The organism is Herbaspirillum sp. YR522 (genome assembly GCF_000282575.1).
Lineage (GTDB): Bacteria > Pseudomonadota > Gammaproteobacteria > Burkholderiales > Burkholderiaceae_D > Herbaspirillum.
Genome location: NZ_AKJA01000117.1, coordinates 57,557 through 81,448 on the forward strand (window position 1 = coordinate 57,557; position 23,892 = coordinate 81,448).

The 23,892-nt window shown below is 63.7% G+C and carries 20 protein-coding genes; 4 read left to right on the forward strand and 16 right to left on the reverse strand.

Translation table 11 applies throughout. The annotated features are described in order from the left end of the window. Window positions 1–9: 9 nt before the first annotated feature. From lpxB to rpsB, 14 genes are all read right to left on the reverse strand, one after another. Window positions 10–1,185, reverse strand: coding sequence for a lipid-A-disaccharide synthase (gene lpxB, locus PMI40_RS16595; RefSeq protein WP_008117629.1), 1,176 nt, complete (start codon window positions 1,183–1,185; stop codon window positions 10–12). After that, the gene (lpxA, locus tag PMI40_RS16600; RefSeq protein ID WP_008117631.1) at window positions 1,169–1,957 is read right to left on the reverse strand and encodes an acyl-ACP--UDP-N-acetylglucosamine O-acyltransferase; all 789 of its coding nucleotides are present in this window, start codon (window positions 1,955–1,957) and stop codon (window positions 1,169–1,171) included. The genes lpxB and lpxA overlap by 17 nt, the downstream gene beginning before the upstream one ends. A 109-nt stretch (window positions 1,958–2,066) precedes the next feature. Continuing rightward, window positions 2,067–2,531 carry a 3-hydroxyacyl-ACP dehydratase FabZ gene (gene fabZ / locus PMI40_RS16605; protein ID WP_008117633.1) on the reverse strand — a complete coding sequence of 155 codons (465 nt, stop codon included), beginning with the start codon at window positions 2,529–2,531 and terminating at the stop codon, window positions 2,067–2,069. Next, the gene (gene lpxD / locus PMI40_RS16610; RefSeq protein ID WP_008117635.1) at window positions 2,528–3,628 is read right to left on the reverse strand and encodes a UDP-3-O-(3-hydroxymyristoyl)glucosamine N-acyltransferase; all 1,101 of its coding nucleotides are present in this window, start codon (window positions 3,626–3,628) and stop codon (window positions 2,528–2,530) included. The genes fabZ and lpxD overlap by 4 nt, the downstream gene beginning before the upstream one ends. Window positions 3,629–3,783: 155 nt before the next feature. Next, a complete protein-coding gene (locus PMI40_RS16615; protein ID WP_238540970.1) occupies window positions 3,784–4,257 on the reverse strand; it encodes an OmpH family outer membrane protein in 474 nt (157 codons plus the stop codon). A gap of 141 nt (window positions 4,258–4,398) precedes the next feature. Continuing rightward, entirely contained in the window at window positions 4,399–6,774 is a 2,376-nt protein-coding gene (gene bamA, locus PMI40_RS16620; RefSeq protein WP_008117638.1) for an outer membrane protein assembly factor BamA, read from the reverse strand. Between the two features lie 238 nt (window positions 6,775–7,012). Continuing rightward, window positions 7,013–8,404, reverse strand: coding sequence for an RIP metalloprotease RseP (gene rseP / locus PMI40_RS16625; protein ID WP_008117640.1), 1,392 nt, complete (start codon window positions 8,402–8,404; stop codon window positions 7,013–7,015). Continuing rightward, window positions 8,401–9,573, reverse strand: a complete 1,173-nt coding sequence (gene ispC / locus PMI40_RS16630; RefSeq protein ID WP_008117642.1) for a 1-deoxy-D-xylulose-5-phosphate reductoisomerase — start codon at window positions 9,571–9,573, stop codon at window positions 8,401–8,403. Before ispC ends, rseP begins: the two co-directional genes overlap by 4 nt. A gap of 29 nt (window positions 9,574–9,602) precedes the next feature. After that, the gene (locus tag PMI40_RS16635) at window positions 9,603–10,430 is read right to left on the reverse strand and encodes a phosphatidate cytidylyltransferase (protein WP_008117644.1); all 828 of its coding nucleotides are present in this window, start codon (window positions 10,428–10,430) and stop codon (window positions 9,603–9,605) included. Beyond that, the gene (gene uppS / locus PMI40_RS16640) at window positions 10,430–11,188 is read right to left on the reverse strand and encodes a polyprenyl diphosphate synthase (protein ID WP_081496479.1); all 759 of its coding nucleotides are present in this window, start codon (window positions 11,186–11,188) and stop codon (window positions 10,430–10,432) included. The genes PMI40_RS16635 and uppS overlap by 1 nt, the downstream gene beginning before the upstream one ends. A gap of 190 nt (window positions 11,189–11,378) precedes the next feature. After that, complete coding sequence (gene frr / locus PMI40_RS16645) at window positions 11,379–11,939, reverse strand: ribosome recycling factor (RefSeq protein ID WP_008117648.1); 561 nt, start codon at window positions 11,937–11,939, stop codon at window positions 11,379–11,381. 151 nt (window positions 11,940–12,090) lie between these two features. Continuing rightward, on the reverse strand, window positions 12,091–12,807 hold the full coding sequence (pyrH, locus tag PMI40_RS16650) for a UMP kinase (protein ID WP_008117651.1): 717 nt from the start codon (window positions 12,805–12,807) through the stop codon (window positions 12,091–12,093). Window positions 12,808–13,071: 264 nt separating this feature from the next. Then, the gene (gene tsf, locus PMI40_RS16655) at window positions 13,072–13,959 is read right to left on the reverse strand and encodes a translation elongation factor Ts (RefSeq protein ID WP_008117653.1); all 888 of its coding nucleotides are present in this window, start codon (window positions 13,957–13,959) and stop codon (window positions 13,072–13,074) included. A 129-nt stretch (window positions 13,960–14,088) separates the two neighbouring features. Continuing rightward, window positions 14,089–14,832, reverse strand: a complete 744-nt coding sequence (gene rpsB, locus PMI40_RS16660) for a 30S ribosomal protein S2 (protein WP_008117655.1) — start codon at window positions 14,830–14,832, stop codon at window positions 14,089–14,091. 373 nt (window positions 14,833–15,205) lie between these two features. On the opposite strand from rpsB, the gene map reads away from it, so the two are divergent. From map to PMI40_RS16675, 3 genes are all read left to right on the forward strand, one after another. Beyond that, window positions 15,206–16,030, forward strand: a complete 825-nt coding sequence (gene map / locus PMI40_RS16665; protein ID WP_008117656.1) for a type I methionyl aminopeptidase — start codon at window positions 15,206–15,208, stop codon at window positions 16,028–16,030. A 109-nt stretch (window positions 16,031–16,139) separates the two neighbouring features. Beyond that, complete coding sequence (locus PMI40_RS16670) at window positions 16,140–18,692, forward strand: [protein-PII] uridylyltransferase (RefSeq protein ID WP_008117659.1); 2,553 nt, start codon at window positions 16,140–16,142, stop codon at window positions 18,690–18,692. 85 nt (window positions 18,693–18,777) lie between these two features. Beyond that, window positions 18,778–19,524 (forward strand): pseudouridine synthase, encoded by a 747-nt coding sequence (locus PMI40_RS16675; RefSeq protein ID WP_008117662.1) that lies wholly within the window; start codon window positions 18,778–18,780, stop codon window positions 19,522–19,524. Between the two features lie 42 nt (window positions 19,525–19,566). On the opposite strand, the gene PMI40_RS16680 is transcribed toward PMI40_RS16675, so the two are convergent. Continuing rightward, window positions 19,567–20,055, reverse strand: coding sequence for a DUF1854 domain-containing protein (locus PMI40_RS16680; protein ID WP_008117665.1), 489 nt, complete (start codon window positions 20,053–20,055; stop codon window positions 19,567–19,569). 2 nt (window positions 20,056–20,057) lie between these two features. Beyond that, window positions 20,058–22,346: an ABC transporter ATP-binding protein gene (locus tag PMI40_RS16685; RefSeq protein ID WP_008117667.1), complete on the reverse strand. Its 2,289-nt coding sequence runs from the start codon at window positions 22,344–22,346 to the stop codon at window positions 20,058–20,060. 453 nt (window positions 22,347–22,799) lie between these two features. On the opposite strand from PMI40_RS16685, the gene PMI40_RS16690 reads away from it, so the two are divergent. After that, window positions 22,800–23,892, forward strand: a 1,093-nt coding sequence (locus tag PMI40_RS16690; protein WP_008117670.1) for an acetate--CoA ligase family protein, incomplete at its 3' end; no start/stop codon positions are given.

Here is a 23,892-nt window from a genome sequence, read left to right on the forward strand (position 1 = left end):
TCGTTGATGCTAGCGCGCGCGGCGGCCGATGACGTCGGCCACGGCGGCGGCGGCGGCGCGGCTGCTGTCGCGCAGCAGCGCATGGTGCATTTCGGTAAAACGACGCACCAGCAATTGCTGGTGGCCATGGTCTTCGAGCTGGTGCCACATGGCGTCGGCCAATGCCTGCGGCGTCGCATCGTGCTGCAGCAGTTCCGGCACCAGGAATTCCCGTGCCAGGATATTGGGCAAGCCTACCCATGGCTGGTAGGCCATGTGCCGCATGATCTGGTACGAGGCCCACATGACCTTGTACGAGATTACCATCGGTTTCTTGTACAACGCCACCTCCAGCGAGGCCGTGCCGGAGGCCACCAGCACCGCGTCGGCCGCTTCCATGGCGCTGTGCGACTGGCCGGCGATGAGCTTGATGGCGAGGTCGTCGTAGCGGCCCTGGGCGATCTGCTGGGCGAACGCCTGCAGCTGGCGCTCGCCGGCCATCGGGGCGACGAACTGCAGTTGCGGATCACGCTGGCGCAGCAATCGGGCTGCCGCCAGGAAACCGTCGCCGTTGAGCTTGAGCTCGCTCATGCGGCTGCCGGGCAGGATCGCCACCACCCGCCCCGGCCCATCCACCCCCAGGCGCGCGCGTGCGCCCGCCACATCGGGCGTCATCGGGATCACTTCGGCCAGCGGGTGGCCGACATAGGTGACCGGCACGCCGGCCTGGCGGTAGATCGCCTCTTCGAAGGGGAAGATCACCAGCATGTGCGACACGGCGCGCTTGATCTTCTTGATGCGACCGCCGCGCCAGGCCCAGATCTGCGGACCGATGTAATGTACCGTCGGAATCCCGGCACGCCGCAGCTGCTCTTCCAGGCCCAGGTTGAAGCCGGGATAGTCGATCCCGACGAAGACGTCCGGGCGCTGCCGCAACAGGCGGTCGCGCAGCGCGTCCTGGATCCCCTTGAGCTCGCGGTACTTGGGAATGACCTCGAACAACCCTCGCACCGTCAGCCGGTCCATCGGCTCGTCGCTGACGAAACCATGGGTACTCATCTGCGGCCCGCCGATGCCGTGCAGGCGCGCATCAGGCACGCGCTGGCGCAAGCCTGCCAGAAGCCGCTCGCCGAGCACATCGCCCGAGCTCTCGCCGGCCACCAGTGCGATGGACAGCTGGCGGGCGTCGTCAGCGGATGATGCCACGGGACGACGATGCGACGAATTCGCGCAGCACGCGCAGGTGCATGGCGCCCGTAGTCGACTGCTGCTCCATGCGTTCGAGTTCCTGTCGCGCTTGCTCCAGCGGCAGGCTGGAGCGATAGATCACCTTGTAGGCGCGCTTGATCTCCATGATCTGCTCGCTGCTGAAGCCGCGCCGCTTGAGGCCTTCGCTGTTGATGCCGGCCGGCACCGCGCGGTTGCCGGCGGCGGTCACGAACGGTGGCACATCCTGGCTGACGGCGGCGGTGAAAGCGGTCATCGCATGCGCGCCGATGCGGCAGAACTGGTGCACCGTGGTGAAGCCGCCCAGGAACACATGGTCGCCCAGGTGCACATGGCCGGCCAGGGTGGCATTGTTGGCCAGGATGATGTCATTGCCCAACTGGCAGTCGTGGGCCACATGGACGTAGGCCATGATCCAGTTGCCGTTGCCGATGCGGGTGACGCCGCCATCCTGCACGGTGCCGCGATTGAACGTAACGAATTCGCGGATGCTGTTGCGGTCGCCGATCTCGAGCCGGGTGGGCTCGTCGGCGTACTTCTTGTCCTGCGGCGCGGCGCCGATGGAACCGAACTGGAAGATCTGGTTGTCGCGACCGATGGTGGTGTGGCCTTCGATGACCACGTGCGGCCCGATGCGGGTGCCGGCGTCGATGCGCACATCGGCACCGATCACGGCATAGGGGCCGACCTCGACGGACGAATCGAGCTGCGCGCCGGGGGCGATCACTGCGGTGGGATGGATCCTGGTCATATCCTTGGCCTGGCTGGGAGTTCGAAAGTGGGAGTTGAAGGTACAAGGCCCGGCCGGATCGGTGTCGATCCCTGGCCGGGCCTGGTCAATGCGATGTCGGGTCCCGCGCTCAGGCCTTCTGGCTGGCGTCGGCGGCGCTGCGCATGGTGCACATCAGGTCGCCTTCGACGGCCAGTTGCCCGTCCACGCTGGCTTCGGCGCGATACTGCCAGATGCCGCGCTTGCAACGGGTGATCTCGACCTTCATCTTCAGCTGGTCGCCCGGCTCGACCGGACGCTTGAAGCGTGCGTTGTCGATACCCAGGAAGTAGACCACGGTGTTTTCGTCCGGCTTGCGACCTTCGGTAAGGAACGACAGCAGCGCAGCCGTCTGCGCCAGCGCCTCGATCATCAGCACGCCCGGCATCACCGGCTTGTGCGGGAAGTGGCCATTGAAGAATTCTTCATTGACGGTCACGTTCTTGAGCGCGGTGATCGACTTGCCGCTTTCCCAGTCCAGCACGCGATCGACCAGCAGCAGTGGATAGCGGTGTGGCAGGTACTCTTTGATTTGGTTGATGTCGAGGGTGTTCATTTATCTTCTTGATTCTGTGGCGCCGCCGACGCCACGTCATGCGGCGCGGCCTGGTCGGCCTTGTTTAACGTCTTGAGCGTTTTTTCCAACGCCCGGATTTTCTCACGCATTGAGCCCAGATTGCGCACCAGGGCGGCAGATTTTTCCCATTCGCGATGCTCGGCGATGGGATAGAAACCGGTGTACTGGCCCGGCTCCAGGATCGACCGCAATGCCAGCGTGCCGGCCGAGACATGGACCCGGTCGGCAATGGTGATGTGGCCGTGGATCATGGCCGCGCCGCCGATGGAGCAATACTTGCCGATCCTGGCGCTGCCGGCGATGCCGGCACATGCGGCGATGGCGGTGTGGGCGCCGATATGGCAGTTATGGGCGATCTGGATCTGGTTATCGAGCTTGACGCCCTCTTCGATCACGGTATCGGCCAGTGCCCCGCGATCAATGGTGGTATTGGCGCCGATCTCGACGTCGGCGCCGATCATCACCCGGCCGACCTGTGGAATCTTGATCCATTGGCCGGCCTCGTTGGCAAAACCGAAACCATCGGCGCCGATCACGGCGCCCGAATGGACGATGCCGCCGGCGCCGATCTCGCAGCCATGGTGCAAGGTGGCGCGTGCGTGGAAATGGGTGTCGTCGCCAACCCGCGCCCCGCGTCCCACGAAACTGCCGGCATCGATGCGGGCCCGCTCGCCGATGACCGCGCCCGCCTCGATCACCACGTGCGGACCGATCACGGCACTGGCCGCAACCTGCGCCAGCGGGTCGACCCAGGCGCTGGGATGGATGCCGGGCGCGACTTCGGGCGCGGCGAGCTGCTCGAACCATTGCGCGGCGCGGGCAAAATAGGCGTACGGGTTCGCCGTCACGATGCGCGCGCCGGCATAGCCCTGCACTTGCGCGTCGTCGGCCTCGGACAGGATCAGCGCGGCGGCCTGCGTCTGCTCGGCCTGGGCCCGGAACCGGGGATTGGAAAGAAAGGTGATCTCGGTGCTGCCGGCAGCATCCAGGGGCGCGATGCCGCGCACGGCGACCTGCCCGTCACCCTTCAGTTGCCCGCCCAGGCGCTCGACCAATTGTGCCAGTCGAATACTCATCTCGGCCTTTCCATGTTCAAAAGCCTGGCGCGGCCGCTTCGACCGCGCCAGATATGCATGTGCCGCCATGGCGGACAAGCCCGCGATGACGGCCCCGAAAGCGACGATGCGGGCGCGGGACGTTCAAGTCCTCGCGCCCGCATCGTCAACTGCGATTACTTCGCCAGTTCCTTGAGCACCTTGTCGGTGATGTCGATATTCTTGCTGGCGTACACCGCTTCCTGGAACACGATGTCGTATTTCTCGGCTTCGGCGATCTGGCGGATGACCTTGTTGGTGCGTTCCAGCACCACGGCCAGCTCTTCGTTGCGACGCTGGTTCAGGTCTTCACGGAACTCGCGCTGCTTGCGCTGGAATTCCTTGTCGAGGTCGGACAGGTCGCGCTGGCGCTTGGCGCGATCCGAATCGGACAGCACCGACGAATCCTTGTCGAGCTTGTCGGACTGCGCCTTCAGGCGTGCGGCCAGGTCTTGCAGGTCGCGGTCGCGCTTGGCGAATTCCTGCTCGAGCTTGGTCTGGGCCGCCTTGGCCGGCACTGCTTCGCGGAAGATACGCTCGGTGCTGACGAACGCGATCTTGGTCGATTGCTGCGCGTGCGCAGGCGAGAAACTCAACAGGCAGGCTGCCATCACGACGGTCTGCAGGGACAGGAACGATTTGGAAATGAACTTCAAGGTAGTCTCCGAACAAAATTCAATGTTGCCCGCCAATGCGGGTGGTGCATCACACGTGACATCCGGCGCACGGCGCCGGACCATCTCCGGGTACGATCAGAAACCGGTACCCAACTGGAACTGGAAGCTCTGTGACTTGTCGCCGGTCTTCAGGTTCAACGGCTTGCCGTAGCTCAGCTTGAGCGGGCCGATCGGCGATACCCAGCTGATACCGATACCGGTCGAATAGCGCAGGTCGTTGAACTTGATGTTTTCACGATCGGCGAAGACGTTGCCGCCGTCGACGAAGGTGAACCAGCGCAAGGTACGGTCCTGACCCGAACCCGGGAACGGGAATTGTAACTCGGCGTTGGCATACAGGCGCGAGGCGCCGCCCATTGAGTCGCCGTACTGGTCCTTGAGGCTACCCAGCGACGAGGCTTCGTAGCCGCGCACGGTACCGATACCACCGGCATAGTAGTTCTTGAAGACCGGGTAAGGCTTGCCGCCGAAACCACGACCATAATCCAGTTCGCCATTCAATGCCAGCGTCACGGCCTTGCTGAACATGGGCTTGAAGTATTGGTGCTGGTAGCTGGCACGGTAATACTTCAACGTGCCCAGGGTCGACAATTCGAGGTTGGCGCGCATGAACTGGCCGCTGGTGGGCACCAGGGCGCTGTCACGACCGTCACGCTGCCACGCCACCGTCAGCGGGATGCTGGTGGTGCGGGCGCTGCCGATGCCGCAATCGTTGGTCAGCGATGTGACGTCGCACCCCGCGGCGCCCTTGCTGCCGAAGTCGCGCACGTATTGGCGATACAGCGTCGGGCTGGTGGTGTCGGTGCTGACGTCGGTGCTTTCGATGCCGATACCGAAGAACACACGATCCAGTTCCGAGAACGGCACGCCGAACTTGACGCTGCCGCCCAGGGTCTTGACCCGGTAGTCACCAGTGGCGTAGGTCGAGGGACGGATGGTACGCAGGTAAACTTCGTAGGTGCGGCTGATGCCGTCATCGGTGAAGTACGGGTTGGTGGTCGACACCGACACCGTGCGATAACGCGAACTGGTGTTGACGTCGATACCGACCGTGTTGCCGCTGCCGAAGGCGTTTTCCTGCGAGATCGAACCGGTCAGGCTCAACTTGTCGGACTGCGAGAAGCCGGCGCCCAGCATGATGTTGCCGGTCGGTTTTTCCTCGACCCGCATGTTGACGTCGACCTGGTCGGTCGAACCGGGCACTTCGGGCGTGTCGATGTTGACTTCCTTGAAGTAACCCAGGCGGTCGACGCGGTCGCGCGAGAGCTTGATCTTCTCGCCGTCGTACCACGAATCCTCGAACTGGCGGAACTCGCGGCGGATCACTTCGTCGCGCGTCTTGGTGTTGCCGGCGATGTTGACGTGACGCACGTAGACCCGCTTGCCCGGGTCGATCATGATGGTGAAGGCGACTTCCTTCTTGTCGCGATCGACATTGGGGTTGGCGTTGACGTTGGCGAAGGCGTAGCCGAAATTGCCCAGGCGCTCGCCGATCTTCTTGGTGCTTTCGGTAAGCTTGGAACCCGAATAGGTATCGCCCTGCTTCAACTGCAGCAGGCCGGCCAGCTCCTGGTCGAGGCCGAACATCTCACCCTCGAGCTTGATGCCGGAGACGGTGTACTTCTCGCCTTCCTTGATGTTGACCGTGATGTAGATGTCTTTCTTGTCGGGCGTGATCGACACCTGGGTCGACTCCACCTGCATCTCGAGGTAGCCGCGGTCCAGGTAGTACGAGCGCAGCGTCTCGATGTCGCCCTGCAGTTTTTCCTTCGAGTACTGGTCGGCCTTGGTGTACCAGGTAAACCAGCCCGGCGTGGTCAGCTTGATCTGGTCGCGCAGGGTGCTGTCGGAGAACACCTTGTTGCCCACGAAGTTGATCTGCTTGATGCGCGAGACCTCGCCTTCGTCGACGTTGAAGGTAATGGCCACGCGATTGCGTTCGATCGGCGTGACGGTGGTGGCCACCTTGGCGCCATACAGGCCGCGCGACAGGTACTGGCGCTTCAGTTCCTGCTCGGCGCGGTCGACCTGGGAACGGTCGAAGATGCGCGACTCGGCCACGCCGATTTCCTTGAGCGCCTTGCCCAGTTGTTCCTTGTCGAATTCCTTGATGCCGGAGAAGTCGACGCTGGCGATGGCCGGGCGTTCGACCACCTGCACCACCAGCACCTCGCCTTCGGACTCGATGCGCACGTCACGGAAGAACCCGGTGGCGTACAGCGCCTTGATGGCGGCGGTGCCCTTTTCATCGGTGAAGGTGTCGCCCACGCGCACTGGCAGGTAGCTGAACACGGTGCCGGCTTCGGTACGCTGGATGCCTTCGACGCGGATGTCCTTGACCACGAACGGCTGCACCGCCATCGCCTGGCTGGAGCACAGGGCAAAGGCGGCAGCGGCGATCAGGCGGCGCGAGATGGTCGGGATGGGGTATTGCGCAGGGTGTAATTTCATCTATCGTTCATCAACAGTGTGTTCGCTGGCACTGCCTGACAAGATACTGGTAAGCAATTGAAAACGGATCGCAATCCATTGCCAATTGCTTAACAACTGCCATCGGGGTCGGCCGGCAAATGGTAAAAAATCCGGTTTGGCGCGCTCCACCGGGGTGGGTGCAACGTGCCATCAGGCCGGATCTATCCTGAAAATCTGTTTCACCCAAAACGGGTTCCAACATGCCTTTACAGCGCCTTCAAAGCATCAGGCGCACGATGTCGTTGAAAGCTGCCACCAACATCAACGCCATCAATATTCCCAGGCCGGCGCGCTGAGCGATTTCCCCAAACCGCTCGGAAACGGGCCGCCCTGTCAAAATCTCCAGCGCATAATACAGCAAATGACCGCCATCTAGAACCGGGATCGGCAAGAGATTCATCACGCCCAGGCTGATGCTGATGAAGGCCAGGAAGCTGAGGTAGCTGACCAGTCCCACGCGTGCAGTCTGGCCGGCATAGTCGGCAATCGTGATGGGTCCGGTGATGTTCTTCAACGAGACCTGGCCGACGATCATCTTGCCGATCATCTTGATGGTCATGACGCTGGTATCCCAGGTGCGCCGCGCGCCCTTGGCCAGCGCATCCAGCGGGCCATCGCCCACCACGGCCATCTCGGGCGCCAGCGGCACCTCGACCTTGATGCGTCCGATTTGCTTGCCGCTGGCACTGTCGTCGACGCTCTCGGGTGTGACCACCAGCGCGAACGGCTGTCCATCGCGCAGGCCCTGCAACGCCAGCGACCTGCCCGCCGATTCGCGCACCTTCTCGACGAACGCCAGGCCGTCCTGCACCGCCACGCCATCGATACGCTGCACAAGGTCGCCGGTACGCAGGCCGGCCTGCTTGGCGGGACCGTCCATGATCTTGCCCAAGACCGCGGGCGGACGCGCCAGCGCCAGGCCCAGCTGCGTCAGGAAGTCGCCCTCCAGGTCGTTGCTCGAGACGGTCGACAACGGCAGGCTCACCGATGCGACCGACTTGTCGGCGCGGCCGGGCTCGGCGCGCGCGACATCGAGCCGCGCCGCACGCTGGACGCCATTGCCTCCACCGCCGTTTTCCAGCACCAGCTGCATCAGCTTCCAGCGCACCTCGGACCAGACCTGGACCGGTTCGCCGTTGATGGCGACGATGCGGTCGCCCGAGCGCAGCCCGGCCTGGGCCGCCACGCTCTGGCTGGGCGCCGCGCGCAGCGTGGGCACCGGCTCCGGCACGCCATGTATGTAGAGCCCGGCGAACAGCAGGATGGCCAGCAGGAAATTGGCGATCGGGCCGGCGGCCACGATGGCGATACGGCGCCAGACCGATTGCCGGGTGAATTCGCGCTTGAGATCGGCCTCGGGCAGCTCGCCCAGGTCTTGCTCGCGCGCATCGAGCATCTTGACGTAGCCGCCCAGCGGCAGGATCGACAGCGCCCATTCGGTCTGGTCGCGGCCGAACCGGCGCGACCAGACGACCCGTCCCATGCCGACCGAGAAACGCAATACCTTCACGCCGCACCACCGCGCCACGAGGTAATGGCCCAGCTCGTGCACCACCACCAGTGTGCCGAGCGCGACGAAGAAGGCCAACAGGGTATGCAGCAATGTCATTGGGTGATGAAGGCTTCGGCACGGGCGCGCGCTGCCGCATCCTGCCCGAGCAGCGTGTCGATGTCGGTCGCGGCCTGGTTGGGCAGCGCATCCATGACCCGTTGATTCAATTGATCGATCATCCTGAACCCGATCCTGCGGTCGAGGAAGGCCTGCACCGCCACTTCGTTGGCGGCATTGAGCACCGCGGCCTGGGTACCGCCGGCGCGCAAGGCATCATACGCCAGTTCCAGGCACGGGAAGCGGCGCATGTCGGGCCGCGTGAAGCACAGTTGCGCCACCTGCGCCAGGTCCAGCGGCGCCACGCCCGAGGCGATCCGCTCGGGCCAGGCCAGCGCATGGGCGATCGGCGTGCGCATGTCGGGGTTGCCCATTTGCGCCAGCACCGAGCCGTCGGCGTACGAGACCATCGAATGGATCACGCTTTGCGGGTGGATCACTACCTCGATGCGATCGGCCGGGGCGCCGAACAGCCAGTGCGCCTCGATCACTTCCAGGCCCTTGTTCATCATGGTCGCGGAGTCGACCGATATCTTGCGGCCCATGACCCACTTCGGATGGGCGACGGCCTCTTCCACCGTGACCGCATGCAGCGTATCGACATCGCGCAGCAGGAAGGGACCGCCGGAGGCGGTCAACATGATCTTCTCGACCCCATGTGGCGCCAGGGCGCGCGAATAGGTTGCCGGCAGGCACTGGAAGATGGCGTTATGCTCGCTGTCGATCGGCAGCAGCGTGGCGCCATGCGCGGCCACCGCGTCCATCAGCAACTGGCCCGAGATGACCAACGCTTCCTTGTTGGCCAGCAGGATCTTCTTGCCGGCGCGTGCCGCCGCCAGGGTCGAGGCCAGGCCGGCAGCGCCGACGATGGCCGCCATCACCATGTCGCAGCCGTCGGCGGCGGCAATGGCACACAGCGCCTGGGCACCATGGGCGACCTCGGTGCGCAGGCCCTTGCCCGCCAGCAACCGCGACAGCTCGACGGCGGCGGCGGCACCGCCGACCACCGCGACCTCGGGTCGGAAACGCTCGCACTGGGCGGCCAGCTCGGCCACCCGCGTATGGGCACTCAGTGCATGAACGCGATAACGCTCGGGATGACGTGCAATCACGTCCAGCGTGGAAACACCGATGGACCCGGTGGATCCGAGAATACTGATGGACTGCATGGAAATTCCGGTTGGCCGGCCGGCGTCGCTCAAGGCGCCGCCAGCCACAGGTCGATCAGCGCCGCCAGCGGCAGCACCGGGATGAGCGCATCGATGCGATCGAGCACGCCGCCGTGGCCAGGCAGCAGGTTGCTGCTGTCCTTCATGCCGGCACGACGCTTGAGTTGCGATTCGAACAGGTCGCCCACCACGCTGGCGGCGGCCATCACGGTGAGCGCGGCCACGAAGCCCAGCCAGCCCCAGCGCTCGAACAGCCGATACTGGAAGGTCTCGCCCAGCCCGATCGACATCGCCACCGCAGCCGAGATGACCAGCACCGCAAGCCAGCCGCCGACGGCGCCTTCCCAGGACTTGCCAGGCGAAATGCTGGGCGCCAGCTTGTGGCGGCCGAAGCCCTTGCCGGCGAAATAGGCACCGATATCGGCCACCCAGACCACCGCCATGACCGACAGCAGGTACAGCGGCGCACGGTGGAACAGATCGACGATGGCCACGAAGCAACCCAGGATCGCCACCATGTAGCTGCCGTTGAGCAGGCGGTTCGAAAAAGCCTCGAACGGCGGCAACCCGAACCGCAGGCCGGGCACGAAACGGATCACCCACAGTGCCACGCACAGCATGTAGAGCGAGCGCACGCTGGGCATGCCGCTGTAGAACAGGATCACCGCGAACACCAGCGTCCATAACACCGCCCACACCGCCGGGCGCGGGCTCTTGAACAGCCTGAAGCACTCCCAGGCGCTGGCGGCGAAGAACACCAGCACCGCCATGGCGAATGCCGGGAAGAAATCGAAATACAGGATAGGCAACAGGATCGCCAGCAGGATCAACGCCGTGATGACACGCGTCTTGAGCATCAGGAAGCCTTTTTCTGGTCCAGTACCTGGGCACTGGTGCGCCCGAAGCGGCGCTCGCGTTGTTGATAGGAGGCAATGGCCAGGTCCAGCGCGCGCGCGTCGAAGTCGGGCCAGAAGGTGTCGGTGAAGTACAGTTCGCTGTACGCCAGTTGCCACAACAGGAAGTTGGAGATTCGCTGCTCGCCGCCGGTGCGGATGAACAGGTCCGGCTCGGGCGCATAGGCCATGGCCAGGTAAGGAGCCAGCTCTGCCTCGGAGAAGTCGCTGGCGCCCGGGTTGGCACGGATCATCTTGCCGACCGCCTGCATGACGTCCCAGCGGCCGCCGTAGTTGGCGCAGACCGTCAGGGTCAGGCGCGAGTTGCCGGCCGTTTGCGCCTCGGCCCGCACGGCCATCTCCTGCAGCTTGGGATCGAAACGGCTCATGTCGCCGACGATCCTCAGGCGAATCCCGTTGACTGCCATCTTGCCCACCTCGCGCTCGAGTACCGTCATGAACAGCCGCATCAGCACCGACACTTCATCGGCCGGGCGGCGCCAGTTCTCGGAACTGAACGCAAACAGGGTCAGGAACTCCACGCCGCGCACGGCGCAGGCCTCGACGATCTCGCGCACGGCGTCCACGCCCTTGGCATGGCCGGCCACGCGCGGCAGGAAACGCTTGGTTGCCCAACGTCCGTTGCCGTCCATGATGATGGCAACATGACGCGGAACCGCGGATATGTCCGGAACCGCAAGAGTTGAGCTTTGATGCTTCATGAATATTATTTAGTGCCTTATTGCCCTGGTGCCAGGATGGCATATGTCACGCCATGGTAGCGGGCCGCGGACGCTTTGACAAACCATCTGCACAAACGGCAAACCACCGGCAGACGCGCGCCCTGCGGATGGGACGGCAGGCCGCGGGCATGAGCGCCCCACCCTTGCCGGCCCGGAACCTGCGACGACGTCACACCGTCATCACTTCCTTTTCCTTTTCGCCGACCAGCTTGTCGATCTCGGCGACGAACCTGTCGGTCAGCTTCTGGATGTCGTCCTGGCCGCGACGCTCGTCGTCTTCCGATGCGACCTTGTCCTTGACCAGCTTCTTCAAGGCCTCGTTGCCGTCGCGACGGATGTTGCGCACCGCGATCTTGGCGTCTTCGGCCTCGTTCTTGACCAGCTTGACCATTTCCTTGCGACGTTCTTCGGTCAGCGCCGGCATCGGCACGCGAATCAGCTCGCCATGGGTGGCCGGGTTCAGGCCCAGGTCGGCCTCGCGAATGGCCTTCTCGATGACCGCCACCATTTTCTTCTCGTACGGCTGCACGCCGATGGTACGAGCGTCGATCAGGGTCAGGTTGGCCACCTGCGACAGCCCGGTGCTGCTACCGTAGTAATCGACCGTGACCTGGTCCAGCAGGCCGGTGTGGGCGCGACCGGTGCGCACCTTGGCCAGGTTGGCCTTGAGCTGGTCGATCGACTTGCTCATTTTCTGTTCACTATTTTTCTTGACGTCAGCGACACTCATGCTGCTCTCCTAACTTGATGCGGTAGAAACTCATCTTCGATTCCGGCGACCGGAACGCAGATGCAAACGAAAAATGCCGACATGGCCGGCGCATTGTAACGCCTGACGCCCCGATCACGGGGCCGGCGTCACCTGCCAATCCCGATCAGGCTCAGACGTGGACCAGGGTCCCTTCGTCCTCGCCCATCACGACGCGCTTCAAGGCACCGGGCTTGACGATCGAAAACACCTTGATCGGCAGCTTCTGATCGCGACACAGCGCAAAGGCGGTCGCATCCATCACTTGCAGGTGCTTGGAAATGGCCTCGTCGAACGAGATCGACGAATAACGGGTGGCGGTCGGATCCTTCTTGGGATCGGCGGTATAGACGCCGTCGACCTTGGTGGCCTTGAGCACGATCTGGGCACCGATCTCCGAACCGCGCAATGCCGCTGCGGTATCGGTGGTGAAGAAAGGGTTGCCGGTACCGGCGGCAAACACCACGACCTTGCCTTCTTCGAGGTATTGCAGCGCCTTGGGGCGGACGTAGGGCTCGACCACCTGTTCGATGCCGATGGCCGACATCACGCGAGCGGTCAGGCCGGCCTGGCGCATGGCGTCGGCCAGTGCCAGCGAATTCATGACAGTGGCCAGCATGCCCATGTAGTCGGCCGTGGCGCGATCCATGCCCTGGGCGCCAGGGGCAACGCCACGGAAGATGTTGCCGCCACCGATGACGATGGCCAGCTCGATACCCAGATTACTGATTTCTGCCACATCCGCGACCATGCGTTCGATGGTCGCGCGATTGATACCGTAGGCGTCGTCGCCCATCAGTGCTTCGCCGGAGAGTTTGAGGAGTACGCGCTTATAGGCAGGTGTTGTCATTGCAGGGCTCCGTGTTCTATCCGATTTGAAATGCTTTGAATGGCCCGCTTGGGATAGCTCGCGATGGCGAACGGCGCGGTTCGCCGCGAAAAACCAGCGGACACTTGCTTGATTGTACTGCTGCGCCAAACGACTTCGTTCGCATCGTCAGTCATTGCCTGACCGAGTGGATCGGACAAGCCCTGACGATAGATGCGGCCCAGCTCGAAAGTTCCGGAGACGGGCTTAAAAAAACGGGCCTCTCGGCCCGCTTTCTTGTCACGCTTACTGTGCCTGCTTTGCCGCAGCCACCTGCGCTGCCACTTCGGCAGCAAAGTCATCCTGCTTCTTCTCGATGCCTTCGCCGACCACGTACATGACAAATGCCTTCACGTTCGAGTTGGTCGCCTTGAGCATCTGTTCGACGCTTTGCTTGTCGTTCTTCACGAAAGCCTGGTTGAACAAGGACACTTCCTTGAGGTACTTCTGCACCGAACCTTCGACCATCTTGGCGGCGATATCGGCTGGCTTGCCGGATTCGGCCGCCTTCAGGGTTGCCACCGAACGCTCCTTGGCGATCAGGTCGGCCGGAACTTGCTCGGACGACAATGCCACCGGCTTCATGGCGGCGATGTGCATGGCCACATCCTTGCCGACCTGGTCGTCGGCACCATCGAATTCGACCACCACGCCGATGCGGGTGCCGTGCAGGTACGACGCCAGCTTGGCCGAGGTCTCGAAGCGCTGGAAGCGACGGATCGACATGTTTTCGCCGATACGGCCGATCAGTTCGGTACGCACTTCTTCCAGGGTACGACCATCGGGCAGCTTGGCTGCTGCCAGCGCGGCCAGGTCGGCCGGGTTGGCCTCGACCACCAGCTTGGCGGCGGCGTCGACCAGCGCGATGAATTCATCGTTCTTGGTCACGAAGTCGGTTTCACAGTTGACTTCGACCAGCGCGCCGACGTTGCCGGCGATGTAGGTTGCCACCACGCCTTCGGCGGTGATGCGCGAGGAGGCCTTGGAGGCCTTGCTGCCCAGCTTGACGCGCAGCAGCTCTTCGGCCTTGACCATGTCGCCGTCGGCTTCGGTCAGTGCCTTCTTGCATTCCATCATCGGCGCATCGGTCTTTGCGCGCAGTTCGCCTACCATTGCTGCAGTAATTGCCGCCATATTCGTTCTCCTGACTGGGACGCGCCGCCACGGGCGACGCGAGTGAAACTAGAAAATTGACTCAAAAAAAAGGGGCCACCGCGTGTTCCGCTGTCACCCCTTTTTGTGCTGCCTCAGCGAAAAAGCAGATTATGCCTGCTCGCTGACCTCGACGAATTCGTCGCCCTTGACTGCTTCAACCACGTCGTTGACGGCGTTGGCACGGCCTTCCAGGACCGCATCGGCGATGCCGCGTGCGTACAGTGCGATGGCCTTGGCCGAGTCGTCGTTACCCGGGATGATGTAGTTCACGCCTTCTGGCGAGTGGTTGGTATCGACCACGCCGATGACCGGGATGCCCAGCTTGGCGGCTTCGGTGATGGCGCCCTTGTGGTAGCCGACGTCGATGACGAAGATGGCGTCAGGAATGCCGCCCATGTCCTTGATGCCGCCGATGGACTTCTGCAGCTTTTCCAGTTCGCGACGGAACAGCAGGCCTTCCTTCTTCGACAGCTTCTCGACCGAACCGTCTTCGATCGACGCTTCCATGTCCTTCAGGCGCTTGATCGAGGTCTTGATGGTCTTGAAGTTGGTCAGCATGCCACCCAGCCAGCGCTGGTCGACGAAAGGCACGCCTGCGCGCTGGGCTTCGCCAGCCAGGATTTCACGTGCCTGGCGCTTGGTGCCGACGAACAGGATGGTGCCGCGGTTGGACGACAGTTGACGAACGTACTTGGTCGCCTCCTGGAACAGGCCCAGGGTCTTTTCCAGGTTGACGATGTGGATCTTGTTGCGGTGACCGAAGATGAACGGTGCCATCTTTGGGTTCCAGAAACGGGTTTGGTGACCGAAGTGGACACCGGCTTCCAGCATTTCGCGCATTGTGACAGACATGAATTTCTCCAGGGTTTGGTCTGGAATCCGCTCGGTCATCCGGCATGGGCCGGACACCCTTTGGCGAACGGATTCGCGTTTCAAGTGATGTTGCTCTATGGATACTGCGTACTTCCCGAGCCCTGCCTGCACGCGCCGTTGCTTGCGCAACAACCCGCATCCGGCCTTGACCTCGCCAACCCGATTTCAGGTTAGCCCGGCATTGTACTCAAGTGCACCATTTTGTTCAAGGGGTATGACAAGACGGAAACGATCCGGCGGCGACGCCCGTCGTCGCGCATCCGCCGCCTGCGTGCGGCATGGCGCCCGACACGCAGCGGGCGTCTCGACTATAATTCGGCTTTGACGTTCTACAACGAATTGCGACTGAATCATGAGTAACATCATCATCAAGACTGCGGCCGACATCGAGGGCATGCGCATCGCCGGTCGCCTGGCCGCGGAGGTACTCGACTACATCACGCTGTTTGTCAAGCCGGGCGTCACCACCGCCGAGCTCGACCGCCTGTGCCACGAGTACATGACCAACGTCCAGGACAGCATCCCGGCTCCGCTCAACTACTGCCCGCCGGGCTACACGCCCTACCCCAAGGCCGTGTGCACCTCGATCAACGACGTGATCTGCCATGGCATTCCCAGCGACAAGGTACTCAAGAGCGGCGACGCCCTCAATATCGACGTCACCATCATCAAGAACGGCTACCACGGCGACACCAGCCGCATGTTCTTCGTCGGCCCGCCGTCGATCCTGGCGCGCCGCCTGACCGAGATCACCTACGAATGCATGTGGCTGGGCATCAGCAAGATCAGGCCGGGCGCCCACCTGGGCGACATCGGCCACGTCATCCAGCAGCATGCCGAGAAGGCCGGCTACAGCGTGGTGCGCGAGTTCTGCGGCCATGGCATCGGCCAGGTGTTCCACGAGGAGCCGCAGGTCTTGCACTATGGCCGCCCCGGCACCCTCGATGTATTGCAGCCAGGCATGATCTTCACGGTCGAGCCGATGATCAACGCCGGTCGCCGCGAGATCAAGGAAATGCCCGACGGCTGGACCATCAAGACCAAGGACCGCAGCCTGTCGGCGCAATGGGAACATACCGTGCTGGTCACCGAGACCGGCTACGAGATCCTGACGGTGTCGCCCGGCATGCCGGCGCCGCCGGCCTTCATTGCGCAGCCGGCGAGCATCGCCGCCTGAGTCGGGCCCAGGCCGTCGTGCGGGGGCACGCGACCTGGGCCTGGGCCTGGGCATGAAACCTGCTAATACGGCCGCGCCCTCTCCGCTGCCTTCACTCCTCTACACGCCGATGCCCAACCTCGCCGTCACGCTCAAGAAACGACTCAAGCTGGCTCGCCAGCAGGTCATCGACACGTTCCAGTCCAACCACAAGCCGGAGCAACTGCTGAGCCAGTTGCGGCGCAATGTCGACGAGGCGCTGGGCGAAGCCTGGCGGGCGCTGGACATGCCGGCCGACGCCGCGCTGGTGGCGGTGGGCGGCTACGGACGGGGCGAGCTGTTTCCGCATTCCGACGTCGATGTGCTGGTGCTGCTGGCGCACGCGCCCGATGCCGCGGAAAAGGAAAGACTCGAGACCCTGGTGCAACTGTTCTGGGATATCGGGCTCGAGATCGGCCACAGCATCCGCACCATCGACGAATGCATCGATGAATCGGCGGCCGACATCACGGTCCAGACCAGCCTGCTGGAAGCGCGGCTGGTCTGCGGCAACCGCGTGCTGTTCAAGCAATTGCAGGAGCGCTACCACGCGGCCCTCGACCCGCTGGCCTTCTTCCAGGCCAAGACCCTGGAAATGCGCCAGCGCCACATCAAGTACGAAGACACCCCGTACAGCCTGGAACCCAATTGCAAGGAAAGCCCGGGCGGCCTGCGCGACCTGCAGGTGATCCTGTGGGTGGCGCGTGCGGCCGGACTGGGCGATTCGTGGACCAGGCTGGCCGAGCACGGCATGCTCACCGCCACCGAAGCGCGCCAGCTGCGCCAGAAGGAACGCGCCTTCAAGGACATCCGGATCCGCCTGCACATCTATACCGGGCGCCGCGAAGACCGGCTGGTGTTCGATATCCAGACCCCGATCGCCGAGACCTTCGGCTTCAAGACCACCGACACCCGCCGCGCCAGCGAATACCTGATGCAACGCTATTACTGGGCGGCCAAGGCGGTGGTGCAGCTCAACACCATCCTGCTGCAGAACATCGAGGGCCACCTGTTTCCGCAGCAGATCGTGCCCAAGCGCATCAACGACCGCTTCAACGAAGTCAACGGCTTCGTCGACATCGCCCATGACGACGTGTTCGAGCAGACGCCGTCGGCCATGCTGGAGGTGTTCCTGGTGCGCTCGCAGCACCCCGAGCTCAAGGACCTCTCGGCGCGCACCATGCGCGCCCTGTGGCATGCCCGCTTCAAGATCGACAACGCGTTTCGCAACAACCCCGAGAACCATCGCCTGTTCATGCAGATCATGCAGGGCAAGCGCGGCATCATCCATGCCCTGCGCGGCATGAACGCCTCCAGCGTGCTGGGGCGCTACCTGCCCAATTTCCGGCATATCGTGGGCCAGATGCAGCATGACCTGTTCCACGTCTATACGGTCGACCAGCACATCCTGATGGTGGTGCGCAACGTGCGCCGCTTCACCATGAGCGAGCATGCCCACGAATATCCGTTCTGCAGCCAGTTGATGGCCAACTTCGGCCAGCCGTGGGTCCTGTACGTGGCTGCGCTGTTCCACGACATCGCCAAGGGACGCGGCGGCGACCACTCGACCCTGGGCATGGTCGATGCCCGCCAGTTCTGCCAGCAGCACGGCATCTCGGAAGAAAACACCGAGCTCATCGTGTTCCTGGTCGAACGCCACTTGGCCATGTCGCACGTGGCGCAGAAGCAGGACCTGTCGGACCCCGAGGTGATCGCCCAGTTTGCCCGGCTGGTCGGCGACGAACGCCACCTGACGGCGCTCTACCTGCTGACCGTGGCCGACATCCGCGGCACCAGCCCCAAGGTATGGAACGCCTGGAAGGGCAAGCTGCTGGAAGACCTCTATCGCATGACCCTGCGGGCGCTGGGCGGCGAGGCGCCGTCGGCCGACCGCGAACTGAAGAACACCCAGCAGGAAGCGATCAAGACCTTGCGCCTGTATGGCTTGCCGGCCGACGCCCATGTGCAGTTCTGGAAGCAGCTCGACGTGGCCTACTTCCTGCGTCACGACGCCTCCGATATCGCCTGGCAGACGCGCTGCTTCCACGACAAGATCGACAGCGCCGTGCCGCTGGTGCGATGCCGCCTGGCCCCCATCGGCGAAGGCGTGCAGGTAGCCGTCTACACGCCCGACCAGCCAGACCTGTTTGCCCGCATCTGCAGCTATTTCGACCAGAAGAACTTCAGCATCTTCGATGCCAAGATCCACACCACGCAGAAGAACTACGCGCTCGACGCGTTCCTGATCAACGCGCCCGTGTTCGCCAAGAACTACCGCGACATCATCAACCTCATCGAGCACGAACTGGCGCAACTGCTGCAGTCGAGCACCGGGCTGCCGCCGCCGTCGAAGGCGCGATTGTCGCGCCTGTCGCGCACCTTCCCGGTCAATCCGTCGGTCGACCTGCGGCCCGACGAGCGCGGCCAGTACTACCTGCTGTCGGTGTCGGCCAACGACCGCGCCGGACTGCTCTATTCGATTTCCAATGTGCTGGCCAAGTACCGCATCAACCTGCATACCGCCAAGGTGATGACGCTGGGCGAGCGGGTCGAGGACGTGTTCCTGATCGACGGGCCGGGCCTGTCCCAGGCACGCATCCAGATCATGCTCGAAACCGATCTGCTGCAGACACTGCGCATCTGAGCCGTTAACATTTACAATCCCGGGCGCCGGCGTCGCAGCCGGCCTTTTCCATCCCCATTCACACCCGTTTCACGCAAGGCAAGCCATGACCGAACCCGTCCGCCTCTCCAAACGCATGTCCGAACTCGGCCTTTGCTCGCGCCGCGAAGCCGACGAATGGATAGAAAAAGGCTGGGTGCGCGTCGATGGCGTGGTGGTCTCGGTGCTGGGCAGCAAGGTATTGCCGCACCAGAAGGTGACGGTCGAGCGCCAGGCCAGCGCCGAACAGGCGCAGCGCGTGACGATCCTGATCAATAAGCCGATGGGCTTCGTCAGCGGCCAGGCCGAGGACGGCTACAAGCCGGCGGTGACCCTGGTCAACGCCGAGTCGCGCTGGAGCGAGGACGATTGCGACATGCAATATCACCCGCGCCAGTTGCGCAGCCTGGTGCCGGCCGGCCGCCTGGATATCGACTCGGTCGGCTTGCTGGTGCTGACCCAGGACGGCCGCATCGCCAAGCACCTGATCGGCGAGGACTCGTCGGTCGACAAGGAATACCTGGTGCGGGTGCAGTACACCCGGCCTGGCCGCCTGCCCGAGCATGATCTCAAGCGCCTCAACCACGGCCTGGTCATGGATGGCAAGCCGCTGCGCCAGGCCAAGGTGGTGTGGCAGAACGAAGACCAGTTGAGCTTTACGCTGCGCGAAGGCAAGAAACGCCAGATCCGCCGCATGTGCGACATGGTGGGCCTGAAGGTGGTGGGACTGAAGCGGGTGCGCATCGGCGGCGTCAAGCTGGGCGAGTTGCCGACCGGGCAATGGCGCTACCTGCGCCCCGACGAAACCTTTTGAGGGGTGCCGTTCGCCCCGGGGATACCCAGGGCGTATCGCGGATCACAGGAAGCGGTCCAGTATCTTGCGGCTATGCTTGTCCAGCGCCTTGAGGTCGCGCACCAGGAACTGGATGCCGTGGCTGTCGGCCACCAGCAAGGCCGATTGCGGCAGGCGCCGGATGTCTTCCTCGCCCCGCAACGTGAAGGTGGTGCGACCGCGGCTGGTCTGCACTGTCCAGTCGCTGGGCGTGGCGTAGGTCGAGACGCTGTCGATGCGCACGATCTCGGGCATGAATTCACGGCTGGCCAGTTCTTCCTCGATCAGGCTGCGCACTTCCCCGCCGACCTGCTGCAAACGGTCGATCCAGGCCAGTTCATGGCCGTCGCTGCTGACGATGGAAATGCCATGATCGGGCGCCCCGATCGGGAAGGCCCGCACCGGGATTACGTTCTCGTGGCTCACGCCGTCGGCGTCGACCAGCACCAGGCGCCCGAAGTTGTTACGCCGCAGGCGCAGCGCCAGCAGCGCCTGTCCGATATCAGTGCTCATGTTCAAACCCCTCCCTCGGCCTGGCTGACCGAGACCTCGGCTTCGCCATCCGGATTGCGCGCCTGCGCCTGGTACAGCTTGTAGTAGTGACCTTCGCGCGCCATCAGTTCTTCGTGGTTACCCACTTCCACCACCTGGCCGCGGTCCAGCACCACCAGGCGATCGGCCTTGCGCAGCGTCGACAGGCGGTGGGCGATGGCAATCGTGGTGCGGCCCTTGACCAGGTTGTCCAGCGCCTTCTGGATTTCCTTCTCGGTGGTGGTGTCGACCGATGACGTGGCTTCATCCAGGATCAGGATGCGCGGGTCGATCAGCAGCGCGCGCGCAATCGAGATGCGCTGGCGCTCGCCGCCCGACAGCGCCTGGCCGCGCTCGCCGACCAGCGAATCGTAGCCCTGCGGCAGGCGCAGGATGAATTCGTGGGCATGCGCGGCACGGGCGGCGGCGACGATTTCCTCGCGGGTCGCTTCCGGCTTGCCGTAGGCGATGTTCTCGGCGATCGTGCCGAAGAACAGGAAAGGCTCCTGCAGCACCAGCCCGATGTTGCGACGATATTGCGAAATCGGCAGCGAACGAATATCGACGCCATCGACCCGGATCGCGCCTTCGGACACATCGTAGAAACGGCAGATCAGGTTGACCATGGTGCTCTTGCCGGAGCCGCTGTGACCGACCAGGCCGATCATCTCGCCCGGCGCGATGTTCAAGCTCATGTTGCGGATCACCGCCCGGTTGCCGTAGCGAAAGCCGATATTGCGCACTTCGATGGCGCCCTGCACTTTCTCGATATGCACCGGGTTGGCCGGCTCCGGCACGCTCGATACATGGTCGAGGATGTCGAAGATACGCTTGGCACCGGCAGCGGCCTTCTGCGTCACGGACACGATGCGACTCATCGAATCCAGGCGGGTGTAGAAACGGCTGATATAGGCCAGGAAGGCGGTCAGCACACCGACCGTGATCTGGTTGCCGGAGACCTGCCAGATACCGAACACCCACACCACCAGCAGCCCGATCTCGGTCAGCAGCGTCACCGTCGGGGTAAACAAGGACCAGATCTTGTTGACCCGGTCGTTGACCAGCAGGTTGTGGCGATTGGCTTCGCGGAAGCGGTCCACTTCGCGCTTTTCCTGGGCGAAGGCCTTGACCACGCGGATGCCGGGGATGGTGTCGGCCAGCACGTTGGTCACCTCGGACCAGATGCGGTCGATCTTCTCGAAGCCATGCCGCAGGCGGTCGCGCACCACGTGGATCATCCAGGCGATGAACGGCAGCGGCAGCAGCGTCACCAGTGCCAGCCAGGGATTGATCGAGATCAGGATCGCCGCCGTCATGATGATCATCAGCACATCGATGGCGAAGTCGAGCAGGTGCAGCGACAGGAACACGCAGATGCGGTCGGTTTCGGAGCCGATGCGGGCCATCAGGTCGCCGGTACGCTTGCCGCCGAAGTATTCCTGCGACAGCCGCAGCAAGTGCTCGTAGGTGCTGGTGCGCAGGTCGGCACCGATGCGCTCCGACACCAGCGCCAGGATGTAGGTGCGCGCCCAGCCCAGCGCCCAGGCCAGCAGCGCGGCGGCCAGCAGTCCGCTGAGGTACTTGGTGGCCAGCCCGACGTTGATCGGCGCGCCGTTCTGGAACGGGATCAGCACGTTGTCCATCAGCGGCATCGTCATGTAGGGCGGCACCAGCGTGGCGGCGGTGGAGGCCAGCGTCAGCACGAAGCCCAGCAGCAGCGAGCCCTTGTAGGGCTTGGCGAAGCGCGACAGGCGAAACAGCGCCCAGGTCGACGGCGGCGCTTCCTTGGCTTCCGGGCAAATGGCACAGCTTTCCTGGCCCTCGGGAATCGGCGCCTTGCATTGCGGGCAGAGATCGCCGCCCTCGTCGTCGGGCGTAATGCCGGAGGCAGCCAGGTCGCGCTGCTGCTCGAACAGCTTGATCAGGCGCAGCGACTGCGGATTGTGTGCCAGGGTATAGCGCCAGAGCGCCAGGCGGCCGTGCGTATCGCACAATTCGAGCGTGCCCACCCCGGCATGGTCGATGTGCTTGAGCGACAGGTCGGCGCGGTAGTCCCACTCCTGCCAGAGCTGGCCGTCGGCTCCCCCCGGACGGTTGGCCAGCAGGCGCGTTTCGGTCGCCACCAGCAGCGATGGCCTGAAGTGCAGCTGGGTATCGAGGTCCAGCTCCAGCCAGGCGACGATGTTCTCGCCGGCGGCCAGGCGGGCCTGGGTTTCCGTCTTCCAGCGTTCGGGCAGGCTGGACTGTGCGGAATAGATAGTGTCAGTAGTCATTTAAAGGCAGAGTTGCGCCCGTTGCGAGCGGTATTACTTCTACAGATGGTCGATGCGCCAGGTCTGCCTGGCGTCCCCCCGACAACCGACTGCGAGCAGCGCGCGATTATAGCGCAGCGCCGGCGCCGTCCGGATGCCCCGTTCAAGAGCGGTCAGTGCGGACAGCGCAGAGGACTTAACGCGACAGACAGGCAATTGGTGTACCACCACTTTTTTTGTGGCAGGCCGCGCACGCGGAGCCGGTGCTCTGCCACAATGTTGCCGTTTTTCATCAAAGCGGGCTGACTTGCCTTTTTGCTCACTGCAGTAAACCAAATGCGGCCCGGCACGTTACTGGAGCATGCGTTATTCTGACGGAATCCTGACCGAATAATTCTGTCCGACCAATAATAGAAACGCCGGCTTAGCGGCAACAAGACCAATCGACACGCAACAATCGGCACACCTCAAGCTATGAAAAACATTGAATTCCTGCGTTTCCTGCCTTTGCAAGGTCCCAACATCTGGACCTACCGTTCGGCGCTCGAGGTGTGGATCGACATTGGCGAACTGGAAGATTTCCCGTCCAACACCATTCCCGGCTTCACCGACCGCCTGACCACCTGGCTGCCCACGCTGATCGAGCATCGCTGCAGCTACGAGGTGCGCGGCGGTTTCGTGCAACGCCTGCGCGAAGGCACCTGGCCCGGTCACATCCTCGAACACGTCACGCTCGAGCTGCAGAACCTGGCCGGCCTGCCGGGCGGTTTCGGCAAGGCGCGCGAGACCAATGTGCGCGGGGTATACAAGGTGGTGGTACGCGCGCGCCATGAAACGGTCACCCGTGCGGCTCTGTACGCCGCCCGCGACCTGGTCATGGCCGCCATCGAGGACCGCCCCTACAACGTCGAGGCAGCGCTCGAGAAGCTGCGCGGCATGGTCGACAAGCTGTGCCTGGGGCCCAGCACCGCCTGCATCGTCGATGCCGCCGAGGAACGCCGCATCCCGACCATCCGCCTGTCCGAAGGCAATCTGGTGCAGCTCGGCCATGGCTGCCGCCAGCGCCGTATCTGGACCGCCGAGTCGGACCAGACCGGCGCCATCGCCGAGAGCATCTCGCGCGACAAGGACCTGACCAAGACCCTGCTCGAGAACTGCGGCCTGCGGGTGCCCGAAGGGCGCCTGGTCGACAGCCCAGAAGACGCCTGGGACGCCGCCGAGGACATCGGCCTGCCGGTGGTGGTCAAGCCCTGCGACGCCAACCACGGCCGCGGGGTGTTCATCGACCTCAACACCCGCGAGGAAATCGAGACCGCCTACAAGGTCGCGCTCGACGAAGGCAGCGGGGTCCTGGTCGAGCGCTATGTCAGCGGACTCGAGCACCGGCTGCTGATCGTCGGCGGCAAGCTCGCCGCGGCCGCCCGTGGCGAGCCGATCTTCATCGTCGGCGACGGCCAGTCGACGGTGCAGCAACTGCTCGATGAGCTCAACCGCGACCCGCGTCGCGGCCTGCTCGAGGAACACCTGCTGGATCCGGTGCTGCTGGAACGCGAACCGGCTGCCGTGC